Here is a 19,960-nt window from a genome sequence, read left to right on the forward strand (position 1 = left end):
CGATCGGGTGAACTGCGCCGGGGAATCGCCGGAGGCTACTGCGCCTGGGCGCAGCCGGGGCAGAGGCCGCGGAAGGTGACCTCGACGCCGGAGAGGGTGAAGCCGTAGCGCTCCGCGTCGGGCAGCGAGGCGAGCGGGTCACCGGTCGGGTGCACGTCGCGGATGGTGCCGCAGGACTGGCAGACCAGGTGCTGGTGGGCGTGGTGGGCGTTGGGGTCGTACCGCTTCGCCCGCCCGTCGGTGCTGACCTCGATGACCTCGCCGAGCGAGACCAGCTCGCCCAGCGTGTTGTAGACGGTGGCGCGGCTGATCTCGGGCAGCATTTCCACCGCGCGGGCGTGGATCTCGTCGGCCGTGTAGTGGATGTGGTCGCCGTCCAGGACCTGGGCGACGACCCGCCGCTGCGCGGTCAGCCGCCAGCCGCGGTTCCGGAGCCGTTCCAACAGGTCACTCATGGGGGGAGGGTACCAGGCGGCTGGAATCGGCTGAAGATTTGTGTCGGCGTTGACTTAGACAAGGTCTAATGTAGGGTCGAAATCGGCACTGCTGAACGGAAGAGGACGACCTGAACGTTGCTGCTCGTGGCTGCCCGCCGGACGACCGGGACGGATGCGTCCCGCGCCGGCCGCAGGGCTCCGGTGACCGCGGGCGCGGCCGGTCCGACGCCCGTCCGGGACGGGCTCCCGGCGCACGGGCCCGCCGGTCCGGGTGCGCGCGCTTCTTCCGGCCGACCCATCTTCGGAACTGATCGTCCAGCTTGGAAGGATTCACATGTCCGAGAACCCTGACGCAATCGTCACCGACGCGAAGACGGAGGGGACCGGCGGCTGCCCGGTGGTACACGGGCGGGCCCCTCATCCGACCCAGGGCGGCGGAAACCGCCAGTGGTGGCCGAACCAGCTGAACCTGCGGATCCTTGCCAAGAACCCCGCCGAGGCCAACCCCTTCGGCGGGTCCTTCGACTACGCCGCGGCCTTCGCCTCGCTCGACCTCGCCGCGGTGAAGCGGGACCTCTCCGAGGTGCTGACCGCCTCGCAGGACTGGTGGCCGGCCGACTACGGCAACTACGGCCCGTTCATGATCCGGATGGCCTGGCACAGCGCCGGCACCTACCGGATCAGCGACGGCCGCGGCGGCGCGGGCGCCGGCCAGCAGCGCTTCGCCCCGCTCAACAGCTGGCCGGACAACGCCAACCTCGACAAGGCCCGCCGCCTGCTGTGGCCGGTCAAGAAGAAGTACGGCCGGAACATCTCCTGGGCCGACCTGATGATCCTGGCCGGCAACGTCGCGCTGGAGGACATGGGCTTCACCACCTTCGGCTTCGGCGGCGGCCGCGAGGACGTCTGGGAGCCGGAGGAGGACGTCTACTGGGGCCCCGAGCAGACCTGGCTCGGCGACGAGCGCTACAGCGGCGACCGTCAGCTGGAGAACCCGCTCGGCGCCGTCCAGATGGGCCTGATCTACGTCAACCCGGAGGGCCCGAACGGCACCCCGGACCCGATCGCCGCGGCCCGGGACATCCGCGAGACGTTCCGCCGGATGGCGATGAACGACGAGGAGACCGTCGCGCTGATCGCCGGCGGCCACACCTTCGGCAAGACCCACGGCGCCGGCCCCGCGGACAGCGTCGGCGCCGACCCCGAGGACGCCCCGCTGGAGCAGCAGGGCCTCGGCTGGCGCAGCAGCTTCGGCACCGGCAAGGGCGGCGACGCGATCACCAGCGGCCTCGAGGGCGCCTGGACGGCCACCCCGGTCACCTGGGACAACAGCTTCTTCGAGACGCTCTTCGGGCACGAGTGGGAGCTCACCGAGAGCCCCGCCGGCGCCCACCAGTGGAAGCCGAAGGACGGCGGCGGCGCGGGCACCGTCCCGGACGCGCACGACGCATCGAAGACCCACGCGCCGACGATGCTGACCACCGACCTCTCGCTGCGCCTCGACCCGGTCTACGAGCCGATCTCGCGCCGCTTCCTGGAGGACCCGGCGGCCTTCGCCGACGCCTTCGCCCGCGCCTGGTACAAGCTGACCCATCGCGACATGGGCCCGGTGGTGCGCTACCTCGGCCCCGAGGTGCCGTCCGAGGTGCTGCTCTGGCAGGACCCGGTGCCCCCGGTGTCGCACCCGCTGGTCGGCGCCGAGGAGATCGCCGTGCTCAAGGGCGAGATCGCCGCCTCCGGCCTGACGGTCGGTCAGCTGGTGTCCACCGCCTGGGCGTCGGCCTCGTCCTTCCGCGGCAGCGACAAGCGCGGCGGCGCCAACGGCGCCCGCATCCGCCTGGAGCCGCAGCGCAGCTGGGAGGCCAACGACCCGGACCGGCTGGCGCCGGTGCTGCGCACCCTGGAGGACATCCGGAAGTCCTTCAACGACGCCCGTCCGGGCGGTGTGCAGATCTCCCTCGCCGACCTGATCGTGCTCGCCGGCGGCGTCGGCGTCGAGCAGGCCGCGAAGGCGGCGGGCTCCGCGGTCGAGGTGCCGTTCGCGCCGGGCCGCACCGACGCGGTGCAGGAGCAGACCGACACCGAGTCGTTCGCCGCACTGGAGCCGTCCGCCGACGGCTTCCGCAACTACCACGGGAAGGGCAACCGGCTGCCGGCCGAGTTCCTGCTGCTCGACCGGGCGAACCTGCTCACCCTGACCGCCCCCGAGATGACGGCGCTGGTCGGCGGTCTGCGGGTGCTGGGCGCCAACCACCAGGAGTCGCCGCACGGCGTGCTGACCGCTACGCCGGGCTCGCTCACCAACGACTTCTTCGTGAACCTGCTCGACCTGGGCACCACCTGGCGGGCCACCTCGGAGGACGCGCACACCTTCGAGGGCCGCGACGCCGCGACCGGCGCCGTCCGCTGGACGGGCACCCGGGCCGACCTCGTCTTCGGTTCGAACTCCGAACTGCGGGCGCTCGCCGAGGTGTACGCGAGCGACGACGCGCGGCAGAAGTTCGTCGACGACTTCGTCGCCGCCTGGGTCAAGGTGATGAACCTCGACCGGTTCGATCTCGCGTAGCCGGCACCGACGGTCGGTGTCCGACCCGACCTCAGAACACCGGTCCCGGCGCTCCGCCGGGGCCGGTGTTTGCTGTTCCGGGGCCTGCTGTCCACGTGAGGAAGGTCACCGGAGGGGCCGTCGTCACGGCCTGTGGCAGGGGTGTACGTTCCTGCGACCAGGGGTGCGGGCTCCCCCGGATCGCAGAATCCTGGCAACAGCCGAGCGCGGAAGACCCGTCGCCGGCTGCGCCTCCGACAAGGGAGACAGGTGTCATGTCTGCTCACGAACCGGCCAACCCTCCACCGCAGCGCCTGGGCGTGGCGGCGGAGTCGGCCACCGGCGAAACCCGGGTCGCGGCAACACCGGCCACGGTGCGTCAGCTGCTGGCCCTGGGCTACGAGGTCGTCGTCGAGTCCGGGGCCGGTTCGGCCTCCGGGTTCACCGACGACGCCTACCGCGAGGCGGGGGCGGGGATCGGCGAGGCCTGGCACGCGGACGTCGTGCTGAAGGTGAACGCGCCCTCCGCCGAGGAGGTCGCGCGGCTGCGCGACGGCGCGACCCTGGTCGGCCTGCTCGGCCCGAACCAGAACAAGGATCTGATCGACCTGCTGGCGCAGCGTCCGGTCACGGCGCTGGCGCTCGACGCGGTGCCGCGCATCTCCCGCGCGCAGTCGATGGACGTGCTCAGCTCGATGGCGAACATCGCCGGCTACCGGGCCGTCATCGAGGCCGCGCACGTCTTCGGCCGGTTCTTCACCGGCCAGGTCACCGCGGCCGGCAAGGTCCCGCCCGCCAAGGTGCTGGTCGCCGGCGCCGGTGTGGCCGGTCTGGCCGCGATCGGCGCGGCGAGCAGCCTCGGCGCGGTCGTCCGGGCCACGGACCCGCGGCCCGAGGTCGCGGACCAGGTGCGCTCGCTCGGCGGCGAGTTCCTCGCGGTCGACGTGGAGCAGGAGCGCAGCACCGACGGCTACGCCAAGGCCACCACGGACGACTACAACCGGGCGGCCGCGAAGCTCTACCACGAGCAGGCCGCGGACGTGGACATCGTCATCACCACGGCGCTCATCCCGGGCCGCCCGGCGCCGCGGCTGATCACCGCCGAGGACGTGGCGGCGATGCGCCCCGGCAGCGTGGTCGTCGACATGGCCGCCGCACAGGGCGGCAACGTCGAGGGCACGGTCGCCGGCCGGGTGGTGGTGACCGACAACGGGGTGACGCTGATCGGGTACACCGACCTCGCCTCGCGGCTGCCGGCCCAGGCCTCCCAGCTGTTCGGCACCAACCTGGTCAACCTGCTGAAGCTGGTCACGCCCGGCAAGGACGGCCGGCTGGTGCTCGACTTCGAGGACGTCGTCCAGCGCTCGGTGACGGTCGTCCGCGAGGGCGAGCTGACCTGGCCGCCACCGCCCGTGCAGGTCTCCGCGGCGCCGGCCGCCGCCGCACCGGCCGTCCCCGTGGCGCCGGTCGCCGCCAAGCCGGCCGGCCTCTCGACGCGCACGCGGCTGGGCCTGGTCGGGCTCGGCATGCTCGCGATGTTCCTGCTGGTCGCCTTCGCCCCGGCCCAGCTGGCGGAGAACTTCACGGTGTTCACGCTCGCCGTGGTCATCGGCTACTACGTGATCGGCAAGGTGCACCACGCCCTGCACACGCCGCTGATGTCGGTGACCAACGCGATCTCCGGCATCGTCGTGATCGGCGCGCTGCTGCAGATCGGGCGCGAGAACGCGGTGGTCACGGTGCTGTCGGCCGTGGCGATCCTGCTGACCAGCGTCAACATCTTCGGCGGATTCGCCGTCACCCGCCGGATGCTCGGCATGTTCTCGAAGGGCCGATGACCGATGACGTACACGACGGCCGCCCATGCCGCGGACCTGGTCGCCGCACTGCTGTTCATCCTCAGCCTCGCCGGGCTCTCCCAGCACCGGACCTCGCGTGCGGGTGTCGCCTACGGCATCGCCGGCATGGCGCTCGCGCTCGTGGCCACCGTGGTGGTCGCGGCGCACGACATCTCCGCGGGCGCGGTCTCGCTGATCGTGGTCACCATGGCCGCGGGCGGCGCGATCGGCCTGTGGCGGGCCCGCCGGGTCGAGATGACCCAGATGCCCGAGCTCATCGCCGTGCTGCACAGCTTCGTCGGCCTGGCCGCGGTGCTGGTCGGGTGGAACAGCTACCTGGAGGTCGAGCAGCACGGCGCCGCTCAGACCCTGATCGGCTCGGACCTGCTGCGCATCCACCACGCCGAGGTGTTCATCGGCATCTTCATCGGCGCGGTCACCTTCACCGGCTCGATCGTCGCCTACCTGAAGCTGTCGGCGCGGATCAAGTCGAGCCCGCTGATGCTGCCGGGCAAGAACGCGCTCAACGTGGCGGCGCTGGTGGCGTTCGTGGCGCTGACGGTGTGGTTCACCGTCAGCCCGAACCTCGGTCTGATGATCGCGGTGACGGTGCTGGCCCTGCTGCTGGGCTGGCACCTGGTGGCCTCGATCGGCGGCGGCGACATGCCCGTGGTGGTCTCCATGCTGAACAGCTACTCGGGCTGGGCGGCTGCGGCGGCGGGCTTCCTGCTGAACAACAACCTGCTCATCGTCACCGGTGCGCTCGTCGGCTCCTCCGGTGCCTACCTGTCGTACATCATGTGCAAGGCGATGAACCGGTCCTTCATCTCCGTCATCGCCGGCGGCTTCGGCATCGAGGCGCCCGCCGCGCAGGACGCGGAGCAGGGCGAGCACCGCGAGAGCAGCGCGCAGGAGACGGCGCAGATGCTGGCCGAGGCGGACTCGGTGGTCATCACCCCGGGCTACGGCATGGCCGTCGCCCAGGCCCAGCACCCGGTCGCCGAGCTGACCCGGGTGCTGCGCGAGCGCGGCGTCGAGGTCCGGTTCGGCGTCCACCCGGTGGCGGGCCGCCTGCCCGGACACATGAACGTGCTGCTGGCCGAGGCCCGCGTGCCGTACGACATCGTGCTGGAGATGGACGAGATCAACGACGACTTCACCGGTACCTCGGTGGTCCTGGTGATCGGCGCCAACGACACCGTCAACCCGGCGGCGACGGAGGACCCGACCAGTCCGATCGCGGGCATGCCGGTGCTGCGGGTGTGGGAGGCGGACCACGTGGTCGTCTTCAAGCGGTCGATGGCGTCCGGCTATGCGGGCGTGCAGAACCCGCTGTTCTTCCGGGAGAACAGCAGCATGCTGTTCGGTGACGCCAAGCAGAGCGTGGAGGCCATCCTCCAGGCCCTCAACACCCTCGACCCCTCCCCCGGCGACCGCCGCACCAAGGCTGCCGCATAGCACCGGGGGTCGGCGCTCAAGGGGCAGCACCCCGGGGGCGCGGGGAAGTGCGCAATTCGGATGCGGGCCGGTCTTCGGACCGGGCCCGGTCCGGCGCGGTTCCCCGCGCCCCCGGCGCATGTCCCGCTACAGCTCCTTGGTACGGCCCGGGGTCGGGTCGAGGTAGACCCGGGCGACCGCCGGGTGGGCGGCGCGGATCGCCTTCTCGGCCTCCTCGCAGGCGCGTTCCACGTCCCGGGCGGTCGCCGGTTCCTCGAAGGCGACCTTCGCCGCGACCAGGACGTCCTGCGGTCCGCTGACCAGGGTGACCAGGTCGACCACCTGCCGCACCTGCGGCTGCCCCCGCAGGGTCTCGGCGATCCGGTCCTCCGCGCTCTGCGGCAGCGCCCGGCCGATCAGCAGCGAGCCGTTGGCGCGGGCCAGCACCACCGCCACCCAGGCCAGCAGTGCCCCGATCAGCAGCGAGGCGACGCCGTCCCACGCCGAGTCGCCGGTCCGTTCGGTACCGAGGACCCCGCCGAAGGCCAGCACGAGGCCGATCAGTGCGGCCACGTCCTCCAGGAAGACCGCCTTGACGGCGGTGTCGGGGGTGGCGCGCAGGTAGCGGCGGCCGGTCACCCCGAGCCGGCCTGCCTCGCTGCGGACCTGGCGGACCGTCCGGGAGAGCGAGACGGACTCGAGGACGAAGGCGACGGCCAGCACGATGTAGGAGGCGGTCGGGCTGCCGAGTTCCTCGCCGTGCAGCAGGGTGCGGACCCCGTCGGTGATCGAGAAGACGGCGCCGCCGATGAAGGTCGCGAACGAGGCGAGCAACGCCCACACGTACCGCTCCCGGCCGTAGCCGAAGGGGTGGGTGTCGTCCGCGGGGCGGGTGCTGCGCTTGAGGCTCAGGAAGAGCAGCACCTCGGTGACGGTGTCGGCGAGCGAGTGCGCGGCCTCCGCGAGCATCGCACCGGAGCCGCTCACCAGGCCGGCGAGCGCCTTGGCCACGGCGATGCCGAGGTTGCACAGGCCGGCGACGACCACCGTGACGGTGCTCTCGGTGGTGTCGCCGGCCTGCGGTGCGCCGGCCTCCACGGGATGGTCGGGTCGGGGGTCCACAGCAGGAAGTATGTCCGACATGACCGGCTGTGTGCCCGGTCCCCGACACGCCATGCGCCTCGTGGCGGTCGGCGGGCCGACCTAGGCGGGAGCCCAGACGCGTTCGGCGTAGTCGACGAAGTTGCGGCCGAGGATCTTCTCGATCCGCTCGGATCGGTAGCCGCGCCGTTCGAGCAGCCGGGCGAGCTCGCGGAACTGGTCGACGCCGCGCAGGTCCTCGACGAACGGCAGGGTGTCGGCACGCTCGCCGGCCGCGCCGACGCCGCTCGCGCGCCGCAGTTCGACGTGCTCGGCGAGGGCGGACCGGTAGGCGTCGAGGTCGTCGATCGGGGTGATCGTGCCGTCGGTGCCGATGCCGACGGCGTCCTCGCCGCAGACGTCGACGGCGTGGGCGATGTGCTCGACGACGTCGGCGGCGGTGGCGTGGCCGGTCGGGCTGAGGAAGGGCATGAAGTAGATGCCGACGAAGCCGCCGCGGTCGGCGACCAGCCGCAGTTCCTCGTCGGTCTTGTTGCGCGGCAGGTCGACCAGGGCGCGGCAGCCGGTGTGGTTGATCGAGACGGGCTGCCGGGAGGCCCGGGCCGCGTCCAGGCAGGTGCGTTCGCCGCTGTGCGAGAGGTCGACCATCAGCCGGCTGTCGTTGAGCGCCTCGACGACCCGGTGGCCGAGCGGGGTGAGTCCGCGGTTCTCCGGCGCCATGGAGCCGTCGCCCAGCTGGTTGGCCTGGTTGTACGTCAGCTGGACGACGCGGACGCCACGCTCGGCGAAGACCGCGACGCGGCCGGGGTCGTCGCCGACGGCCACCGCGTTCTGGAAGCCGTAGACGATGCCGACCTTCTTCTCCCGGGCGGCCCGGTGGATGTCGGCGGCGGTGCGGACCTTGAGCAGGTCGGCGGGGTTCGCGCGGACGATCCCGTCCCAGACGTCGATCTCCTCCAGGGTGTGCTCGTACGGCGGGAGGTCGCCCATGGTGTAGCCGAGGGTGATGTTGACGGCGGTCAGGCCGGAGGACCGGGCGTCGGCCAGGGCGCGGGCGTCCACGGTGAGCCGGGAGCTGGAGGGGTTGAGTTCGGCGGCGGCCTCGGCGGACCGGGGCGCGTTGGGGTTGTCCAGCTGGCCGAGCGCGTTGACGACCGGGGGGAAGGGGGAGTCGGTCATCGGCCCGCCTCGAAGTCGGCGCGGGCGTGGCGGCGGCCGCGCTTGACGGTCAGGTGGACGGTGCGCAGGTGCTTGACGTCCTGCAGCGGGTCCTCGTCGAAGACCGCGAAGTCGGCGAGCCGGCCGGCCTCGACGGTGCCGCGCAGCTGCTCGGCACCGGCGCTGCGGGCGCCGACGGCGGTGGCGGAGCGCAGCGCGTCCGCGGGGGTGAGGCCGCAGCGGTCGACGAGGAAGGCGAGTTCCTCGTAGAGGGCCGGGAAGGGGTCGTCCGGCGGGGTCTCGTAGTCGGTGCCGGTGGCGATCGGGACGCCCGCACGGTGCGCCTGGGCGGTGAGGGCGGCGGCGAGGTCGCTGTTCTGCCGGGCGCGTTCGGCGGCCTCGGGGCCGCCGCCGGTCATCTCTGCGCTGGCCCAGAGCGCGGCGGTGGCGTCGAGGACGGTGCCGCTGCGGCGCATCAGGGCGAGCAGGTCCTCGATCACCGGGTCGTTGCCGGCGGTGAGCCGGACGTGGTCGACGGGCGGCTTGTCGCGGTAGGTCGTCAGGGGCTGCGCGGCGCAGGCGTGGGCGAGCAGGGTGACGTGCGAGACGGTGTCGACGCCGGCCTCGACGACCTCGCGCGGGCCGGCGGGGAAGACCGCGGCGTGCGCCCAGACCGGGACGGACTGGCGGTGGGCCTCGGCGGTGATCGCGGCGACCGTGGCGGCGTCGAGGTCGGCGTAGACCTTGATCGCGGAGGCGTGGGTGCCGCGGGCGAGGGCGACGGCGATCGGCAGGTCGGTGGCGGGGGTGACGGCCTGCATCCAGGGGACCTGTCCGGCGACGGCGCCGCGGGTGACCTGGTGGGTGCGGACGTCGTCGAAGAAGGACGGACCCGCCATCAGGGCGGCGTAGTGGATGTCGGGGCCGGGGATCTCGCCGACCAGGGTGGCGCGGGCGAGGTCGCCGATCTGGCGGACGTCGTCGGCCATGTCGCGGATCGCCGTGACGCCGCTGTGCACCAGGCGGCGCAGCACGGCCTCGGCGCGCGGCCGGTCCGGCGGGGTGGCGAGGTGCTGGTGGGCGTCGATCAGGCCGGGGGTGACGTACCGGCCGTCGAGGTCGACGGTCTCGGCGCCGTCCGGGAGCAGGGCGGCCGCGTCGGCCTCGGCGACAACCTGCCGGATGCGCTCGCCGTCGACGACGATCGCGGCCCGGCGGGGCGGGCGGCCCGTCCCGTCGAAGACGGTGGCCCCGCGGTAGACGGTGACGGCACCGGGCGGGGGCGGCGCGTAGGGGGTGGGTGCGCCGTGGGACTCGTCCGGCATCCGTCACCTCTCACTGGTCTGTTGCATCAGGCGCAACATGTGTATTGTCTGGCGAAACGCTTGCCACTGTATCCCAGTGGTCCCCGGAGGTGGAGAGGTCGGATGTCACAGGCTCCCCGGTCGGCGGTCGACAAGGCCCTCGACCTCGTCGAGGCGGTCGCCCGCGCCGAACGCCCCGCCCGGCTCGCCGACCTCGCACGCTCGGTCGACCTGCACCGGGCGACGGCGTACCGGATCCTGCTCGACCTGGTCCGCCGCGGCTGGGTGCTGCGGGTCGGCGACAGCTACCTGCCGGGTGCGGCGGCGCTGCAGGTCTCGGCGGCCGCGCTGCACCACTCGCTGACGGCGCTGGCCCGGCCGGTCCTGGAGGGGCTGTCCGCGGCCACCGGCCTGATGGTGAACCTGCAGGTGCTGGAGGGCGACCGGGCGCGGGTGGTGGACGTGGTGCGCCCGGAGCGGCTGGCGATGATCTCCCACCTGCGCGGCGAGGCGCTGCCGGTGCACCGGTTCGCCGGCCCGCTGGCGCTGGTCGCCGCGCTGCCCGCCGACGCGCGGGCCCCGTACCTGCGTCCGGCCGAGGAGGCCGGCCATCCGCTGGACGGCGCGGACGGCCTGCTCGCCGACCTCGCCCGGGTGGAGCGCACCGGTGTCGCCCTGGAACGCGGGCGGCACGAGAAGCCGGTCGCGTCGATCAGCCGGGTGGTGCGCTCCCGGGACGGCTCACCGGTCTGCGCGCTGACCGCGGTCGGCCTGGACACCGACTTCGACGGACCCGCGCTCGACGGGCTGACGGAGCGTCTGCTGGCGGCCGCCGGCACGCTGGAGGACGTGCTCGCGGGCCGGGCCGCGGCTACGGGGCCGGACGCGGACGGAGGCGCCCGGTGAGCGGGGTGCTGGTGCTGGACCGGGCGCAGACCCGTGCCGCCCTCGACCCCGTGGAGGTGACCGCGGCGGTCGCCCGCGCCCTGGTCGCGATCGCCCGTGACGAGGTGTCGGCTCCGCCCCGGATCGCCGCCCGGACGCCCACCGGACTGCTCGGCGCCATGCCCGGCCACGTGCCGGGGCTGGGGCTCGCGGCCAAGCTGGTCTCGGTCTTCGCCGACCCGGCGGCGCCGGGGCGCAGCAGCCACCGCGGAGTGGTGGCGCTCTTCGACGAGCGGGACGGGCGGCCGCTCGCCCTGATGGACGCCGAGCCGCTGACCGCCGTCCGGACGGCGGCCTGCGCGACGCTGAGCATGCGGGCGCTCGCCGCACCGGTGCCCCGGCGGGTGGCGGTGCTCGGCACCGGCACCCAGGCCCGCGCCCAACTCGCCCTGCTCGCCGGGCTCGATCCGCGGACGGAGGTGGTGGTCGGGGGCCGGGACACGGACCGGGCCCGCCGTACGGCGGAGCTGCTCCCGGGGGCGGCGTCCGCGACGGTCGCGGAGGCGCTGGACGGTGCCGACGTGGTCCTCTGCTGCACGGACGCCTCCACGCCCGTCCTGCACCGGGCCGCCCTGGCGCCCGGCGCCCACGTCAGCTCGGTGGGCGGGTCGCGTGGGCCGGAGCTGGACGCCGCGACCGTGCGCGAGGGCACGCTCTTCGCCGAGTGGCCCGGCGCCGTCTCTCCCCCGCCGGCCGGCGCTCACGAGCTCAGCGGTGTCCCGGCCGAGCGCCTCACCCTGCTCGGAGCCGTCCTCGACGGCACCGCCCCCGGTCGCCGCTCCGCCCAGGAGCTGACCGTCTTCAAGTCCACCGGCCACGCCGCCCTGGACGTCGCCGCCGCCGCCGTCGTCCACCGCACCGCCCTCGCCCGCGGCCTCGGCACCGTGGTGGACCTCTGACCTCCCGGGGCGGCCGCGTCAGTCCGGCAGGACCTCGAACTCCGCGGGCCCGAGCGCGAGCACCCCGTCGCTGAGCGGGGTGCAGCGGACACCGCCCCGGTCCCGCAGCGCCCGCTGGGCGCCGGGGCCGATGACGGCGTCCATCCAAGCGCACGGGCGGGCGGCACGGCGCACGGCCAGCAGGACGGGCCCGCCGCCGCAGTCCAGGGAGACCGTCCGGCCGAGGAGGGCGTCGACGTCCACGCCGCGGAGCAGCACGTTGCGGCGGGTGTGCCGCAGGTCGGTGTCGGGACGGATGCCGAGCGGGAGGTTCTCGGCGGCCATCAGCGTCACCGCGGCATCCCGGTGCGCCGGGCGGGCGTAGTACCGGTCCCCGACCAGGCCGAGACCCGCCCGTACCTCGGCGCTGCGCACGAGTTCGTCCGGGTGCGCCGGGGACGGCCCCTCGGAGGGGCGCCCGGTGTACCGGTGCCCCGGCGACACCAGCAGCTGCACCACCTCGACCACGGCCATGCGGGCCAGCGTACGCCGCGTCGCGCCGACGCCGGACGGGCCCGCCCCGCTGCGGGCATGCTGGAGGGGTGGGTGACTGCGATGGCTGAGCCGAAGACCGCGCGGACGGGTGCGGACCCCCGCGGAGTTCCTCGCGGCGGTGACCGGGGAACGGCGCCGGGCCGAGGCGCAGGAGCTGTGCGCCCTGATCGCCGCGGCGACGGGTGCGCCCGCCGAGATGTGGGGCGCCTCGATGGTCGGCTTCGGCAGCTACAGCCACCGCTACGCGAGCGGCCGCACCGGCGAGTGGCCGCCGATCGCCTTCGCCCCGCGCCGCCAGGCGCTGGTGCTGTACCTCGCCGAGGGCTTCGAGCCGTACGCCGGCCTGTTGGCCCGGCTCGGCCCGCACACCACCGGCAGGGGCTGCCTCTACCTCAGGCGGCTCGCCGACGTGGACCGGGACGTCCTCACCGAGCTCGTCCGCACGTCCTTCGCGCGGACGGACGGCCGGACGATCACCCCGTAGCCCGGCGGTCGCTCCGCGGCCGAACGGCCCCCGGCGGCGACCCGGACCTCAACACCTTCGGCCGGTTCAACCCGGACCGGACCGGCGAATCGGCCGACAAGATCATGCACGGCATGCCGGTGACCCCGCGGCTACACCCTCATGGGCGCGGACAACCCGCCCGGCATGGAGCACCGGCCGGGCAACAACATCACGGTGAGCCTGAGCGGCGACGACGACGCCGAACTGCGGGGCTACTGGACGGCGCTCTCCGAGGGCGGCACCGTGTCCGTCCCGCTGGAGAAGCAGATGTGGGGGCGACGTCCCGGGCATGTGCACCGACCGCTTCGGCATCACCTGGCTGGTCGACATCAGCGAGGCGTAGGCCCTCTCTTCCGGATCCCGCCGGCGGAGGGGCACCGGCGCAGACGGCGGGTCAGACGGCGTCCTGGACCGGCAGCGCGGCCACCGTCGGGTGGTCCTTCTCGATCAGGCCGAGCTTCGCGCTGCCGCCGGGGGAACCGAGGTCGGCGAAGAACTCGGCGTTCGCCGTGGTGAACGGCTGCCACTCCGCCGGGAGGTCGTCCTCGAAGTAGATCGCCTCGACCGGGCAGACCGGCTCGCAGGCGCCGCAGTCGATGCACTCGTCGGGGTGGACGTAGAGCATCCGCTCCCCCTCATAGATGCAGTCGACGGGGCAGTCGTCCAGGCACGCCTTGTCCTTGACGTCCACGCAGGGCAGGGCGATCACGAAGGTCATCGGGCTGCCGTCCTCTCGGGTTCGGTGCTGCTCGCCGCTCTGGCACGGCCGACCGTAGGACCTCAAGTAATCTTGAGGTCAACAGGAGGCGGTGCATGACGAACCGACAGCCCGGTGGCACCCGGGCCACCCCGGACGACTGGCTGGCCATCGGCGAGGTCAGCGCGCGGACCGGTGCGGCGGTGTCCGCCCTGCGGTTCTACGAGGAGCTCGGCCTGATCGCGTCCGAGCGCGACGAGCGGAACCAGCGCCGCTACCCCCGGCACATGCTGCGCCGGGTCGCCCTGATCTCGGTGGCGAAGCGGATCGGCATCCCGCTGCAGGACCTCCGGGAGGCCTTCGCCGACGTGCCGCTCGACCGGCCGCCGAGCCACGACGAGTGGCAGCGCGCCTCACGCGGCTGGAAACGCCGCCTGGAGGAGCGCCGCCGGACCATCGAACGGCTGGAAGCCGAACTCACCGGATGCATCGGCTGCGGCTGCCTCTCGATGAAGGCCTGCGCCCTGCTGAACCCCGGCGACGCGCTCGCCGAGGACGGCACCGGCCCGCGGCGCCTGTGAGCACCTCCGGTGCCGGCCCCCGTTTCCGGGCCCCGGCACCGGGCTACGCTCCTCGGCATGGTTCACCCCGCACACCCCCGCCGGATCGTCACGCGCCTCGTGGACGGCGCCGTCTGCGCCTACGACCTGACCGCCGGTGCCATGGGCGTCCTGACGCCCGCCGCGGTGTTCCGGCCGCACGACGAGGACGAGGCCGTCTCCCACGCCGTCTCCGCCGACCTCCGCCGGGCCTACTACGCGACCCTCGACGCGGTCGTCTGCGTGACGGCCGAGGGGGCCGAGCTCTGGCGGTCGGAGTTCGCGCCGCGGTCCGAGGAGCGGTTCGGACACCGGCCCGGCTGCGCGCTGTCGTCGGACGGAGGACTGCTCTGGGTCTACCGTCCCGACGCCATGGCGGGCCGCAACCGACCGGACCAGTGGGTCGCCGTGGACGCCGGGACGGGTGCGACCGTCGCCCGGGCGGACCTGCAGACCGTGGGGCACGGCGGTTCGCACCTCCTGCACCCGGCGGACGGGCGGATGCTCCTCGACGTGGGCGAGGGGCAGGACGGCACGGTGATCCACCGCGCATCGGTGGCCGACGGCCGGATGGAGCTCTTCGGCTACCCCTGGACCGACCGGTGCCTCATGGACCTGTCGCCCGACGGCCGCCACTTCATGACCGTCGACCACGAGCAGGCCGACGTCGCCGTCCACGGCTACCCGGGCGGCGACGTCGGATTCACCCTCACCGTCGACGCCTTCGGCCACGACCCGGAGGAGGTGTGCGTGGAGTGGAGCGGCGGCTACCTGACCCCCGACACCCTGGTCGTCACACTCATCGGCGAGACCGAGGACGAGGAGGAGTGGTTCCGCCGCTACCGCGTCGACGCGCACGCCGGCCGGGTCCTGGCGCCCTTCGACGCCCGCTCGGAGAACCCGTACGACTTCACACCCCTCGGCGACGGAACCTGGCTCACCACCGACCCCTCGGGCCACCCCGTCCGCCGGACCGACTCCTAGCACATCTCCAACGGCGTACCGGTCGGACGGGCCGTCAGGTCCACTGCTCGGAGGGGGCGACGCCGGGGACGGGCTTGCCGATCAGGGCGAGCGGGACGAAGAAGTTCACCTGGCCGATCGCCAGGGTGAGCGTGGTGAGCGCCTTCGGCTCGTAGTGCCGGGCGGCCTCGGCGTAGAGCTCGTCCGGAACGCGCTCACCGGCCGGGTTGGGGGTGAGCACGGCCTCGACCAGGGCCAGTGCGGCCCGCTCCGCGGCGCTGAAGTACGGGGCGTCGCGCCAGGTGGCGACGGCCGCGATACGCTCCTCGCCCTCCCCCGCCTTGCGCAGCATCCCGGTGTGCATCAGGACCAGGTAGGTGCTGCCGACGAGCTGTCCGGCGCGCAGCTGGACGAGTCCGATGGTGGTCCGCGGGACGGAGCGGTTGCCGGTGGCGCGGTAGAGCCAGCCGCCCAGCTCCTTCAGCTCCGGGACGAGCTCCGCGGGGTCGGACATCCGCGAACCGAGGGCAGCGGTCTCGGCGACGGCCTCGGCGGCGGCGGTGCTGCTGGTGGTGCTGGTGTTCACGGCGGGTTCCTCCCGGCGGGTTCCGATGTGCTTGCACTGCACTGACGGATGCCGGCCGGCGGATGTGACGGCTCCGCCGGAACAAGTCCTCCGGACCGCGCCCGGTGGAGCGGTGGAAGGTGCAACGGTGGCGGACCGTCGAACGGGACCCGGCGGCCGCGGTGTCGGTGGGCGTGGGCATACTGGCGCGGTGCCGATAGCCGACGACCCCCAGCCGCGCCCGTCCGAGGAGCCGGAGCCCGGCGCCCCGGACCCGTTCGACGGACTGGTGCTGGACGAGCAGTTCGTCCGCGCCGCCACCGTGAAGGAACCGACGGCGCGGACCAGGGAACTGACGGCGCGGTGGCAGGTCGAGCCGCCGGTCGACCCGGGTGGCCGCCGCTGGTCCCCGGCGTCCCCGGGCGCCGTTCGGCGGCCGCGCCGCGGCGGCCGGGCCCGCACCGTGGCGCTCGCCGTCCTGGCCGCCGCCGGCGCGGTCACCGCCGTCGTGCTCTGGCCGGGCGGCCTGCTCGCGGACACCGGCCGGGCCTCCGCACCGCCGGTGGTCACCGCGGCGCGGGACACCGCGCTGCCGGGCGGCGGGACGTCCGTCGGCAGCAAGTGCGGCAGGAAGGGCTTCCACCACTACGCGGTGCCTCCGCAGGCCGACCGGGCCGCGGGTACGCAGAACCCGCCGCCGGGCCCGCAGCTCGTCCTGGCCTCGTACGGCTTCTTCAGCCGGTCCGGCGCCGACCCCGGCGGTTTCACCGCCGGGCTGGCGCTCGCGCAGGTCGGCGGGAACGGGTCCGCGGGCCTGCTGCCGGGGGCGGGCCCGCTGACCGCCGCGGTCGAGATCGAGGGCCCGGACGGGCTGGTGGGCGGCGCCTACGGCCTGCCGCTCACGGACGACGAGGACTCCCCGCAGGACGACGGCGACGGGGTGAAGCCGGTGGACCTCCGCACCGGCGGCAGCGCCGAGGTGGTGCTCCCGACCGCGGCGCTCTGCCCCGGGGTCGACGCGATCACGGTCTCCCGGGGGCTCGCCCCGCCGGTGGACGGCTCGAACACCATCACCGGCCAGCCGCGGTACACGCTCACGGTCTCCGTCTCCGACCCGGCGGTCGGTGCGCTGCGGCGGGCCGCCGGCTCGCCCGTCCCGGGGGACGTGCTGAGCGCCACCAACCGCCTGCCGTTCCGGTAGCTACGGGCGCTCCTTCGGGGCGTTCTGGGCCGTCCGGGCCGGGTCGGTCTCGGCGACCGGGGCGAGGACGTCGTCCATCGCCTTGAGCAGGTCGGCGTCCAGCCGGACGCCGGCCGCCCCGGCGTTCTCCACGACCTGTTCGGGGCGGGAGGCGCCGATGATCGCGGCGGAGACGTTCCGGTTCTGCAGCACCCAGGCCACGGCCAGCCCGGCCATGCTGAGGCCGGCCTGCTCGGCCAGCGGGCGCAGCAGCTGGACGCGTTCGAGGACATCGGCGCGCAGCCACCGGGCGACGTACTCGGCGCCGCCCCGCTCGTCCGTGGCCCGGGAGCCTGCGGGCGGTTCGGCGCCGGGCAGGTACTTGCCGGTGAGCACGCCCTGCGCGATCGGGGACCAGACGACCTGGCCGATGCCGAGTTCCTCGCAGGTGGGGACGACCTCGGCCTCGATGACCCGCCAGAGGGCGCTGTACTGCGGCTGGCTGGAGACGAACGGCACCCGCAGTTCGCGGGCGAGGGCGTGGCCGGCGCGGATCTGGTCGGCCGTCCACTCGGAGACGCCGATGTAGAGCGCCTTGCCGGCGCGGACCACGTCGGCGAAGGCCTCCATGGTCTCCTCCAGCGGGGTCGAGGGGTCGTAGCGGTGCGCCTGGTAGACGTCCACGTAGTCGGTCTGGAGGCGGCGCAGCGAGCCGTCGATCGCCTCCATGACGTGCTTGCGGCCGAGGCCGCGGTCGTTGCGGCCGGGGCCGGTGGGCCAGAACACCTTGGTGAGGATCTCCAGCCCTTCGCGGCGCTGGCCCTTCAGCACACGGCCGAGCACCGATTCGGCGCGGGTGGCGGCGTACACGTCGGCGGTGTCGAAGGTGGTGATGCCGGCGTCGAGGGCGGCGCGGATGCAGGCCGCGGCGGTGTCCTCCTCGACCTGGGAGCCGTGGGTGAGCCAGTTGCCGTAGGCGATCTCGCTGATGACCAGGCCGCTGCGGCCCAGGTGACGGAACTCCATGCCGGTGGTCCTCTCCGAACGGGTGTCCGTCCGATCATCCCCCGTCGTAGGCGGCCCTGCTGGCCTGGATCCGGGCGTTGTGCTCGACGGCCCAGCCGGCGAGCGCCAGCGCGGGCGGGATGAGGCTCCGGCCCAGGTCGGTGAGCGCGTACTCGACGCGCGGCGGGACCTCGGCGTAGGCGGTGCGCGAGACGAGGCCGTCGCGTTGGAGGTTGCGCAGGGTGAGGGTGAGCATCCGCTGCGAGATGCCGGGGATGTGCCGGTGCAGATCGCCGAAGCGCAGCCGCCCCTCGTCGAGGGTGGCGACGACGAGCAGCGTCCACTTGTCGCAGATCCGGTCGAGGACGGCGCGGACGGTGCTGCCGCCGTCGCCGCGGATCATGCAGGTGTGCTCGTACTGCGTCATGGCTGCTCCCCGGGTCTCACGCACATCCGTGTGCCTTTTGCAGGCCCTCCGGCCGTGTCCCATGATGGGCGCCTCACCGCAGGTCACTGCTCCCAGGGGGCTTCTCGTGCATGTCGCGTACTGGTTCGTCGCTGCGCTCCTCGCACTGTTCTACCTCTACTCGGGCGGCAAGAAGCTGCTGCAGGACCGGGACGTGCTGCGCCCGATGATGGGCTGGGTGGACGCCGTGCCGCTGCCGCTGGTCCGGTCGCTCGGGGCGCTGGAGGTGCTGGGCGCGCTCGGCCTGCTGCTGCCGCCGCTGACGGGGATCGCCGTGGGGCTGGCCGTGGCGGCCGCGGTGGGCCTGGCGCTGCTGCAGGTCGGCGGTTCGGCGCTGCACCTGTCCCGGGGCGAGGTGCGGGAGATCGGGCTGAACCTCGTGCTGCTGGTGCTGGCGCTGGTCGCCGGCTGGCTGGGCACGGCGCTGGTCTGAAGCAGCGGTCCGCTGTGCGGTCGCCGCCCCGGGCGGGTGCGCGGGCACCCGCCCGGGGCGGCGGGCCGGTCAGGCGAGCAGGGCCCGGACCGCGCGGCAGGTGATCGCGGACGGGCGGTGGATGCCGAGGCGGACGGCCATCGACCGGATCCGGCGGTTGGTCGCCTGCTGGGGCAGGTACACCCCGGAGTCGAGCAGGACGACCGCGAGGCGCATGGCCTTCAGCCGGCGGTTGTGGTCGATGTACCACTCACGGGGCATGCCCGCCGGCAGCGGCCGGACGGCGGGCGGGCCGGGACGGTGGACGGGACGCGGCCGCCGGGCGGACGGCGTGCGGTGGACGGACTGCGTGCGGCGGACGGACGGGACGAGTGCCTGGGCAGCGGACATCGACGACCTCCTGGTGCGGTGGTTGGGGGCGCTCGCTGATGAATCCCATGGTAGGCGGGGGTACTGACAATCCGCCGGGTCGCCGGGTCAGGCCCGCAGGAAGGCCTCCAGCACGGTCGCGAAGGCCACCGGGACCTCGTGCATCGGGTAGTGCCCGGAGTTGGCGAGGACGGTCAGTCCGGCGTTCGGGTAGTGCTCCAGCCAGGTGTGCCGCATCAACTCGGCGGAGAGCGCCGGGTCGTGCTCGCCGACGAACACGCCGACCGGCAGCGTGCTGCCCGCGACCTTGGCGGCGAAGTCCTGCGTCGTCCAGTCCGCCAGGTAGCCGGCGAAGGCCTCCGGGCGGGAGCCCACGACGGAGCGGGCAGTCATCCGGTCGAGCCAGCGGCCGCAGGCGCGGTTGCCGGTGACGAGGTCGAGGATCGCCCTGCGGTTGGCCGGATACTGCACCGCGCCGTGGAAGAGGTCGTGGGCCTCGCCCTCCAGCGGGTAGGCGCTCGCCGGGACGGGGGCCACGCCGGCCAGCCTGCGCACCCGGGTCGGCGCCTCGGCGAGGATCCGCTGCGCGGCCTTGGCGCCCATCGAGTGCCCGACCAGCGAGAAGGTGTCCCAGCCGAGCTGGTCGGCGAGCGCGAGGGCGTCGGCGGCGATCTCGGCGAGGGTGAACTCGCCCTCCACGTGGATCCGTTCGCCGTAGCCGCGGTAGTCGAGGAAGGCGTAGCCGAACGCGTCCGGATCGAGCAGGTCGGGGAACTCGCCCCAGCCGGCGCTGGTGCCGAACCAGTCGTGCAGCACGAGGACCTTGTGCGGGCCGGTTCCGACGGATCGGTGACTGATCGCCATCGTCTGCTCCCTCTGCGTGATGGTGCCGGGCGGGTCGATCATCCCACCCGGCGCCCGGCGACACGCCAGCACGGATCGCGCCATCCCCGCCCGCGGAGCGCTGGGAGGCACCGAGC

21 protein-coding genes and 1 pseudogene are annotated in these 19,960 nt (G+C 73.8%); 11 read left to right on the top strand and 11 right to left on the bottom strand.

The features are described 5' to 3' along the window. Positions 1 to 35: 35 nt before the first annotated feature. A complete protein-coding gene (locus tag IE98_RS0104725; RefSeq protein ID WP_030264553.1) occupies positions 36 to 455 on the bottom strand; it encodes a Fur family transcriptional regulator in 420 nt (139 codons plus the stop codon). A 316-nt stretch (positions 456 to 771) separates the two neighbouring features. Here IE98_RS0104725 and katG point away from each other — a divergent pair, with 316 nt between their 5' ends. From katG to pntB, 3 genes are all read left to right on the top strand, one after another. Then, entirely contained in the window at positions 772 to 3,003 is a 2,232-nt protein-coding gene (gene katG / locus IE98_RS0104730; protein WP_030264555.1) for a catalase/peroxidase HPI, read from the top strand. Positions 3,004 to 3,257: 254 nt separating this feature from the next. Then, positions 3,258 to 4,820 (top strand): Re/Si-specific NAD(P)(+) transhydrogenase subunit alpha, encoded by a 1,563-nt coding sequence (locus IE98_RS0104735; protein ID WP_030264558.1) that lies wholly within the window; start codon positions 3,258 to 3,260, stop codon positions 4,818 to 4,820. A 3-nt stretch (positions 4,821 to 4,823) separates the two neighbouring features. Then, positions 4,824 to 6,278 carry a Re/Si-specific NAD(P)(+) transhydrogenase subunit beta gene (gene pntB, locus IE98_RS0104740; protein WP_030264561.1) on the top strand — a complete coding sequence of 485 codons (1,455 nt, stop codon included), beginning with the start codon at positions 4,824 to 4,826 and terminating at the stop codon, positions 6,276 to 6,278. Between the two features lie 126 nt (positions 6,279 to 6,404). On the opposite strand, the gene IE98_RS0104745 is transcribed toward pntB, so the two are convergent. From IE98_RS0104745 to IE98_RS0104755, 3 genes are read right to left on the bottom strand one after another with little or no spacing between them, the layout of a single operon-like run. Next, positions 6,405 to 7,400, bottom strand: a complete 996-nt coding sequence (locus tag IE98_RS0104745) for a cation diffusion facilitator family transporter (RefSeq protein WP_078660775.1) — start codon at positions 7,398 to 7,400, stop codon at positions 6,405 to 6,407. Positions 7,401 to 7,460: 60 nt separating this feature from the next. Continuing rightward, entirely contained in the window at positions 7,461 to 8,537 is a 1,077-nt protein-coding gene (locus IE98_RS0104750; protein WP_030264567.1) for a dipeptidase, read from the bottom strand. Next, complete coding sequence (locus IE98_RS0104755) at positions 8,534 to 9,841, bottom strand: amidohydrolase family protein (protein ID WP_030264570.1); 1,308 nt, start codon at positions 9,839 to 9,841, stop codon at positions 8,534 to 8,536. The genes IE98_RS0104750 and IE98_RS0104755 overlap by 4 nt, the downstream gene beginning before the upstream one ends. A 102-nt stretch (positions 9,842 to 9,943) precedes the next feature. On the opposite strand from IE98_RS0104755, the gene IE98_RS0104760 reads away from it, so the two are divergent. Together IE98_RS0104760 and IE98_RS0104765 are read left to right on the top strand one after the other, a co-directional pair. Continuing rightward, entirely contained in the window at positions 9,944 to 10,726 is a 783-nt protein-coding gene (locus tag IE98_RS0104760) for an IclR family transcriptional regulator (protein WP_043173453.1), read from the top strand. Beyond that, entirely contained in the window at positions 10,723 to 11,664 is a 942-nt protein-coding gene (locus IE98_RS0104765) for an ornithine cyclodeaminase family protein (RefSeq protein WP_030264576.1), read from the top strand. The genes IE98_RS0104760 and IE98_RS0104765 overlap by 4 nt, the downstream gene beginning before the upstream one ends. An 18-nt stretch (positions 11,665 to 11,682) precedes the next feature. Here the strand turns inward: IE98_RS0104765 and IE98_RS0104770 are convergent, their stop codons facing one another. Continuing rightward, the gene (locus IE98_RS0104770) at positions 11,683 to 12,177 is read right to left on the bottom strand and encodes a hypothetical protein (RefSeq protein ID WP_030264577.1); all 495 of its coding nucleotides are present in this window, start codon (positions 12,175 to 12,177) and stop codon (positions 11,683 to 11,685) included. 109 nt (positions 12,178 to 12,286) lie between these two features. Here IE98_RS0104770 and IE98_RS0104775 point away from each other — a divergent pair, with 109 nt between their 5' ends. Continuing rightward, complete coding sequence (locus tag IE98_RS0104775; protein ID WP_199922868.1) at positions 12,287 to 12,682, top strand: DUF1801 domain-containing protein; 396 nt, start codon at positions 12,287 to 12,289, stop codon at positions 12,680 to 12,682. A gap of 32 nt (positions 12,683 to 12,714) precedes the next feature. Further along, positions 12,715 to 13,046, top strand: a pseudogene (locus IE98_RS50495) (VOC family protein); the annotation flags it as partial. A gap of 51 nt (positions 13,047 to 13,097) precedes the next feature. Here IE98_RS50495 and fdxA read toward each other — a convergent pair. Further along, positions 13,098 to 13,421 carry a ferredoxin gene (gene fdxA, locus IE98_RS0104780; RefSeq protein WP_030264582.1) on the bottom strand — a complete coding sequence of 108 codons (324 nt, stop codon included), beginning with the start codon at positions 13,419 to 13,421 and terminating at the stop codon, positions 13,098 to 13,100. 95 nt (positions 13,422 to 13,516) lie between these two features. Between fdxA and soxR the strand changes: the two genes are divergently transcribed. Both soxR and IE98_RS0104790 read left to right on the top strand, forming a co-directional pair. Next, the gene (soxR, locus tag IE98_RS0104785) at positions 13,517 to 13,981 is read left to right on the top strand and encodes a redox-sensitive transcriptional activator SoxR (RefSeq protein ID WP_030264586.1); all 465 of its coding nucleotides are present in this window, start codon (positions 13,517 to 13,519) and stop codon (positions 13,979 to 13,981) included. 57 nt (positions 13,982 to 14,038) lie between these two features. Beyond that, positions 14,039 to 14,983 (top strand): hypothetical protein, encoded by a 945-nt coding sequence (locus tag IE98_RS0104790; RefSeq protein WP_030264589.1) that lies wholly within the window; start codon positions 14,039 to 14,041, stop codon positions 14,981 to 14,983. A gap of 34 nt (positions 14,984 to 15,017) precedes the next feature. On the opposite strand, the gene IE98_RS0104795 is transcribed toward IE98_RS0104790, so the two are convergent. After that, positions 15,018 to 15,476: a carboxymuconolactone decarboxylase family protein gene (locus tag IE98_RS0104795; protein WP_052390160.1), complete on the bottom strand. Its 459-nt coding sequence runs from the start codon at positions 15,474 to 15,476 to the stop codon at positions 15,018 to 15,020. Positions 15,477 to 15,738: 262 nt separating this feature from the next. On the opposite strand from IE98_RS0104795, the gene IE98_RS0104805 reads away from it, so the two are divergent. Beyond that, entirely contained in the window at positions 15,739 to 16,728 is a 990-nt protein-coding gene (locus IE98_RS0104805; protein ID WP_052390131.1) for a hypothetical protein, read from the top strand. On the opposite strand, the gene IE98_RS0104810 is transcribed toward IE98_RS0104805, so the two are convergent. After that, entirely contained in the window at positions 16,729 to 17,733 is a 1,005-nt protein-coding gene (locus tag IE98_RS0104810) for an aldo/keto reductase family protein (protein ID WP_030264598.1), read from the bottom strand. It lies immediately after the preceding gene. Between the two features lie 34 nt (positions 17,734 to 17,767). Continuing rightward, positions 17,768 to 18,139, bottom strand: a complete 372-nt coding sequence (locus IE98_RS0104815; RefSeq protein WP_030264601.1) for a winged helix-turn-helix transcriptional regulator — start codon at positions 18,137 to 18,139, stop codon at positions 17,768 to 17,770. 106 nt (positions 18,140 to 18,245) lie between these two features. Here IE98_RS0104815 and IE98_RS0104820 point away from each other — a divergent pair, with 106 nt between their 5' ends. After that, on the top strand, positions 18,246 to 18,611 hold the full coding sequence (locus IE98_RS0104820; protein ID WP_030264604.1) for a DoxX family protein: 366 nt from the start codon (positions 18,246 to 18,248) through the stop codon (positions 18,609 to 18,611). A 69-nt stretch (positions 18,612 to 18,680) separates the two neighbouring features. On the opposite strand, the gene IE98_RS52200 is transcribed toward IE98_RS0104820, so the two are convergent. Both IE98_RS52200 and IE98_RS0104830 read right to left on the bottom strand, forming a co-directional pair. Further along, positions 18,681 to 19,001 (bottom strand): hypothetical protein, encoded by a 321-nt coding sequence (locus IE98_RS52200; RefSeq protein ID WP_030264608.1) that lies wholly within the window; start codon positions 18,999 to 19,001, stop codon positions 18,681 to 18,683. Between the two features lie 87 nt (positions 19,002 to 19,088). Next, positions 19,089 to 19,844 carry an alpha/beta fold hydrolase gene (locus IE98_RS0104830; protein WP_030264610.1) on the bottom strand — a complete coding sequence of 252 codons (756 nt, stop codon included), beginning with the start codon at positions 19,842 to 19,844 and terminating at the stop codon, positions 19,089 to 19,091. Positions 19,845 to 19,960 lie beyond the last annotated feature (116 nt).

Origin of the sequence: Streptomyces sp. NRRL B-24484, assembly GCF_000717715.1 — a bacterium.
In the GTDB taxonomy this organism is placed as follows: Bacteria; Actinomycetota; Actinomycetes; order Streptomycetales; family Streptomycetaceae; genus Kitasatospora.

Bases quoted from the DNA above. Each gene is read 5' to 3' on its own strand.
- IE98_RS0104725 (WP_030264553.1), bottom strand. From the start codon at position 455: ATGAGTGACCTGTTGGAACGGCTCCGGAACCGCGGCTGGCGGCTGACC.
- katG (WP_030264555.1), top strand. From the start codon at position 772: ATGTCCGAGAACCCTGACGCAATCGTCACCGACGCGAAGACGGAGGGG.
- IE98_RS0104735 (WP_030264558.1), top strand. From the start codon at position 3,258: ATGTCTGCTCACGAACCGGCCAACCCTCCACCGCAGCGCCTGGGCGTG.
- pntB (WP_030264561.1), top strand. From the start codon at position 4,824: ATGACGTACACGACGGCCGCCCATGCCGCGGACCTGGTCGCCGCACTG.
- IE98_RS0104745 (WP_078660775.1), bottom strand. From the start codon at position 7,400: ATGTCGGACATACTTCCTGCTGTGGACCCCCGACCCGACCATCCCGTG.
- IE98_RS0104750 (WP_030264567.1), bottom strand. From the start codon at position 8,537: ATGACCGACTCCCCCTTCCCCCCGGTCGTCAACGCGCTCGGCCAGCTG.
- IE98_RS0104755 (WP_030264570.1), bottom strand. From the start codon at position 9,841: ATGCCGGACGAGTCCCACGGCGCACCCACCCCCTACGCGCCGCCCCCG.
- IE98_RS0104760 (WP_043173453.1), top strand. From the start codon at position 9,944: ATGTCACAGGCTCCCCGGTCGGCGGTCGACAAGGCCCTCGACCTCGTC.
- IE98_RS0104770 (WP_030264577.1), bottom strand. From the start codon at position 12,177: ATGGCCGTGGTCGAGGTGGTGCAGCTGCTGGTGTCGCCGGGGCACCGG.
- fdxA (WP_030264582.1), bottom strand. From the start codon at position 13,421: ATGACCTTCGTGATCGCCCTGCCCTGCGTGGACGTCAAGGACAAGGCG.
- soxR (WP_030264586.1), top strand. From the start codon at position 13,517: ATGACGAACCGACAGCCCGGTGGCACCCGGGCCACCCCGGACGACTGG.
- IE98_RS0104790 (WP_030264589.1), top strand. From the start codon at position 14,039: ATGGTTCACCCCGCACACCCCCGCCGGATCGTCACGCGCCTCGTGGAC.
- IE98_RS0104795 (WP_052390160.1), bottom strand. From the start codon at position 15,476: ATGTCCGACCCCGCGGAGCTCGTCCCGGAGCTGAAGGAGCTGGGCGGC.
- IE98_RS0104810 (WP_030264598.1), bottom strand. From the start codon at position 17,733: ATGGAGTTCCGTCACCTGGGCCGCAGCGGCCTGGTCATCAGCGAGATC.
- IE98_RS0104815 (WP_030264601.1), bottom strand. From the start codon at position 18,139: ATGACGCAGTACGAGCACACCTGCATGATCCGCGGCGACGGCGGCAGC.
- IE98_RS52200 (WP_030264608.1), bottom strand. From the start codon at position 19,001: ATGTCCGCTGCCCAGGCACTCGTCCCGTCCGTCCGCCGCACGCAGTCC.
- IE98_RS0104830 (WP_030264610.1), bottom strand. From the start codon at position 19,844: ATGGCGATCAGTCACCGATCCGTCGGAACCGGCCCGCACAAGGTCCTC.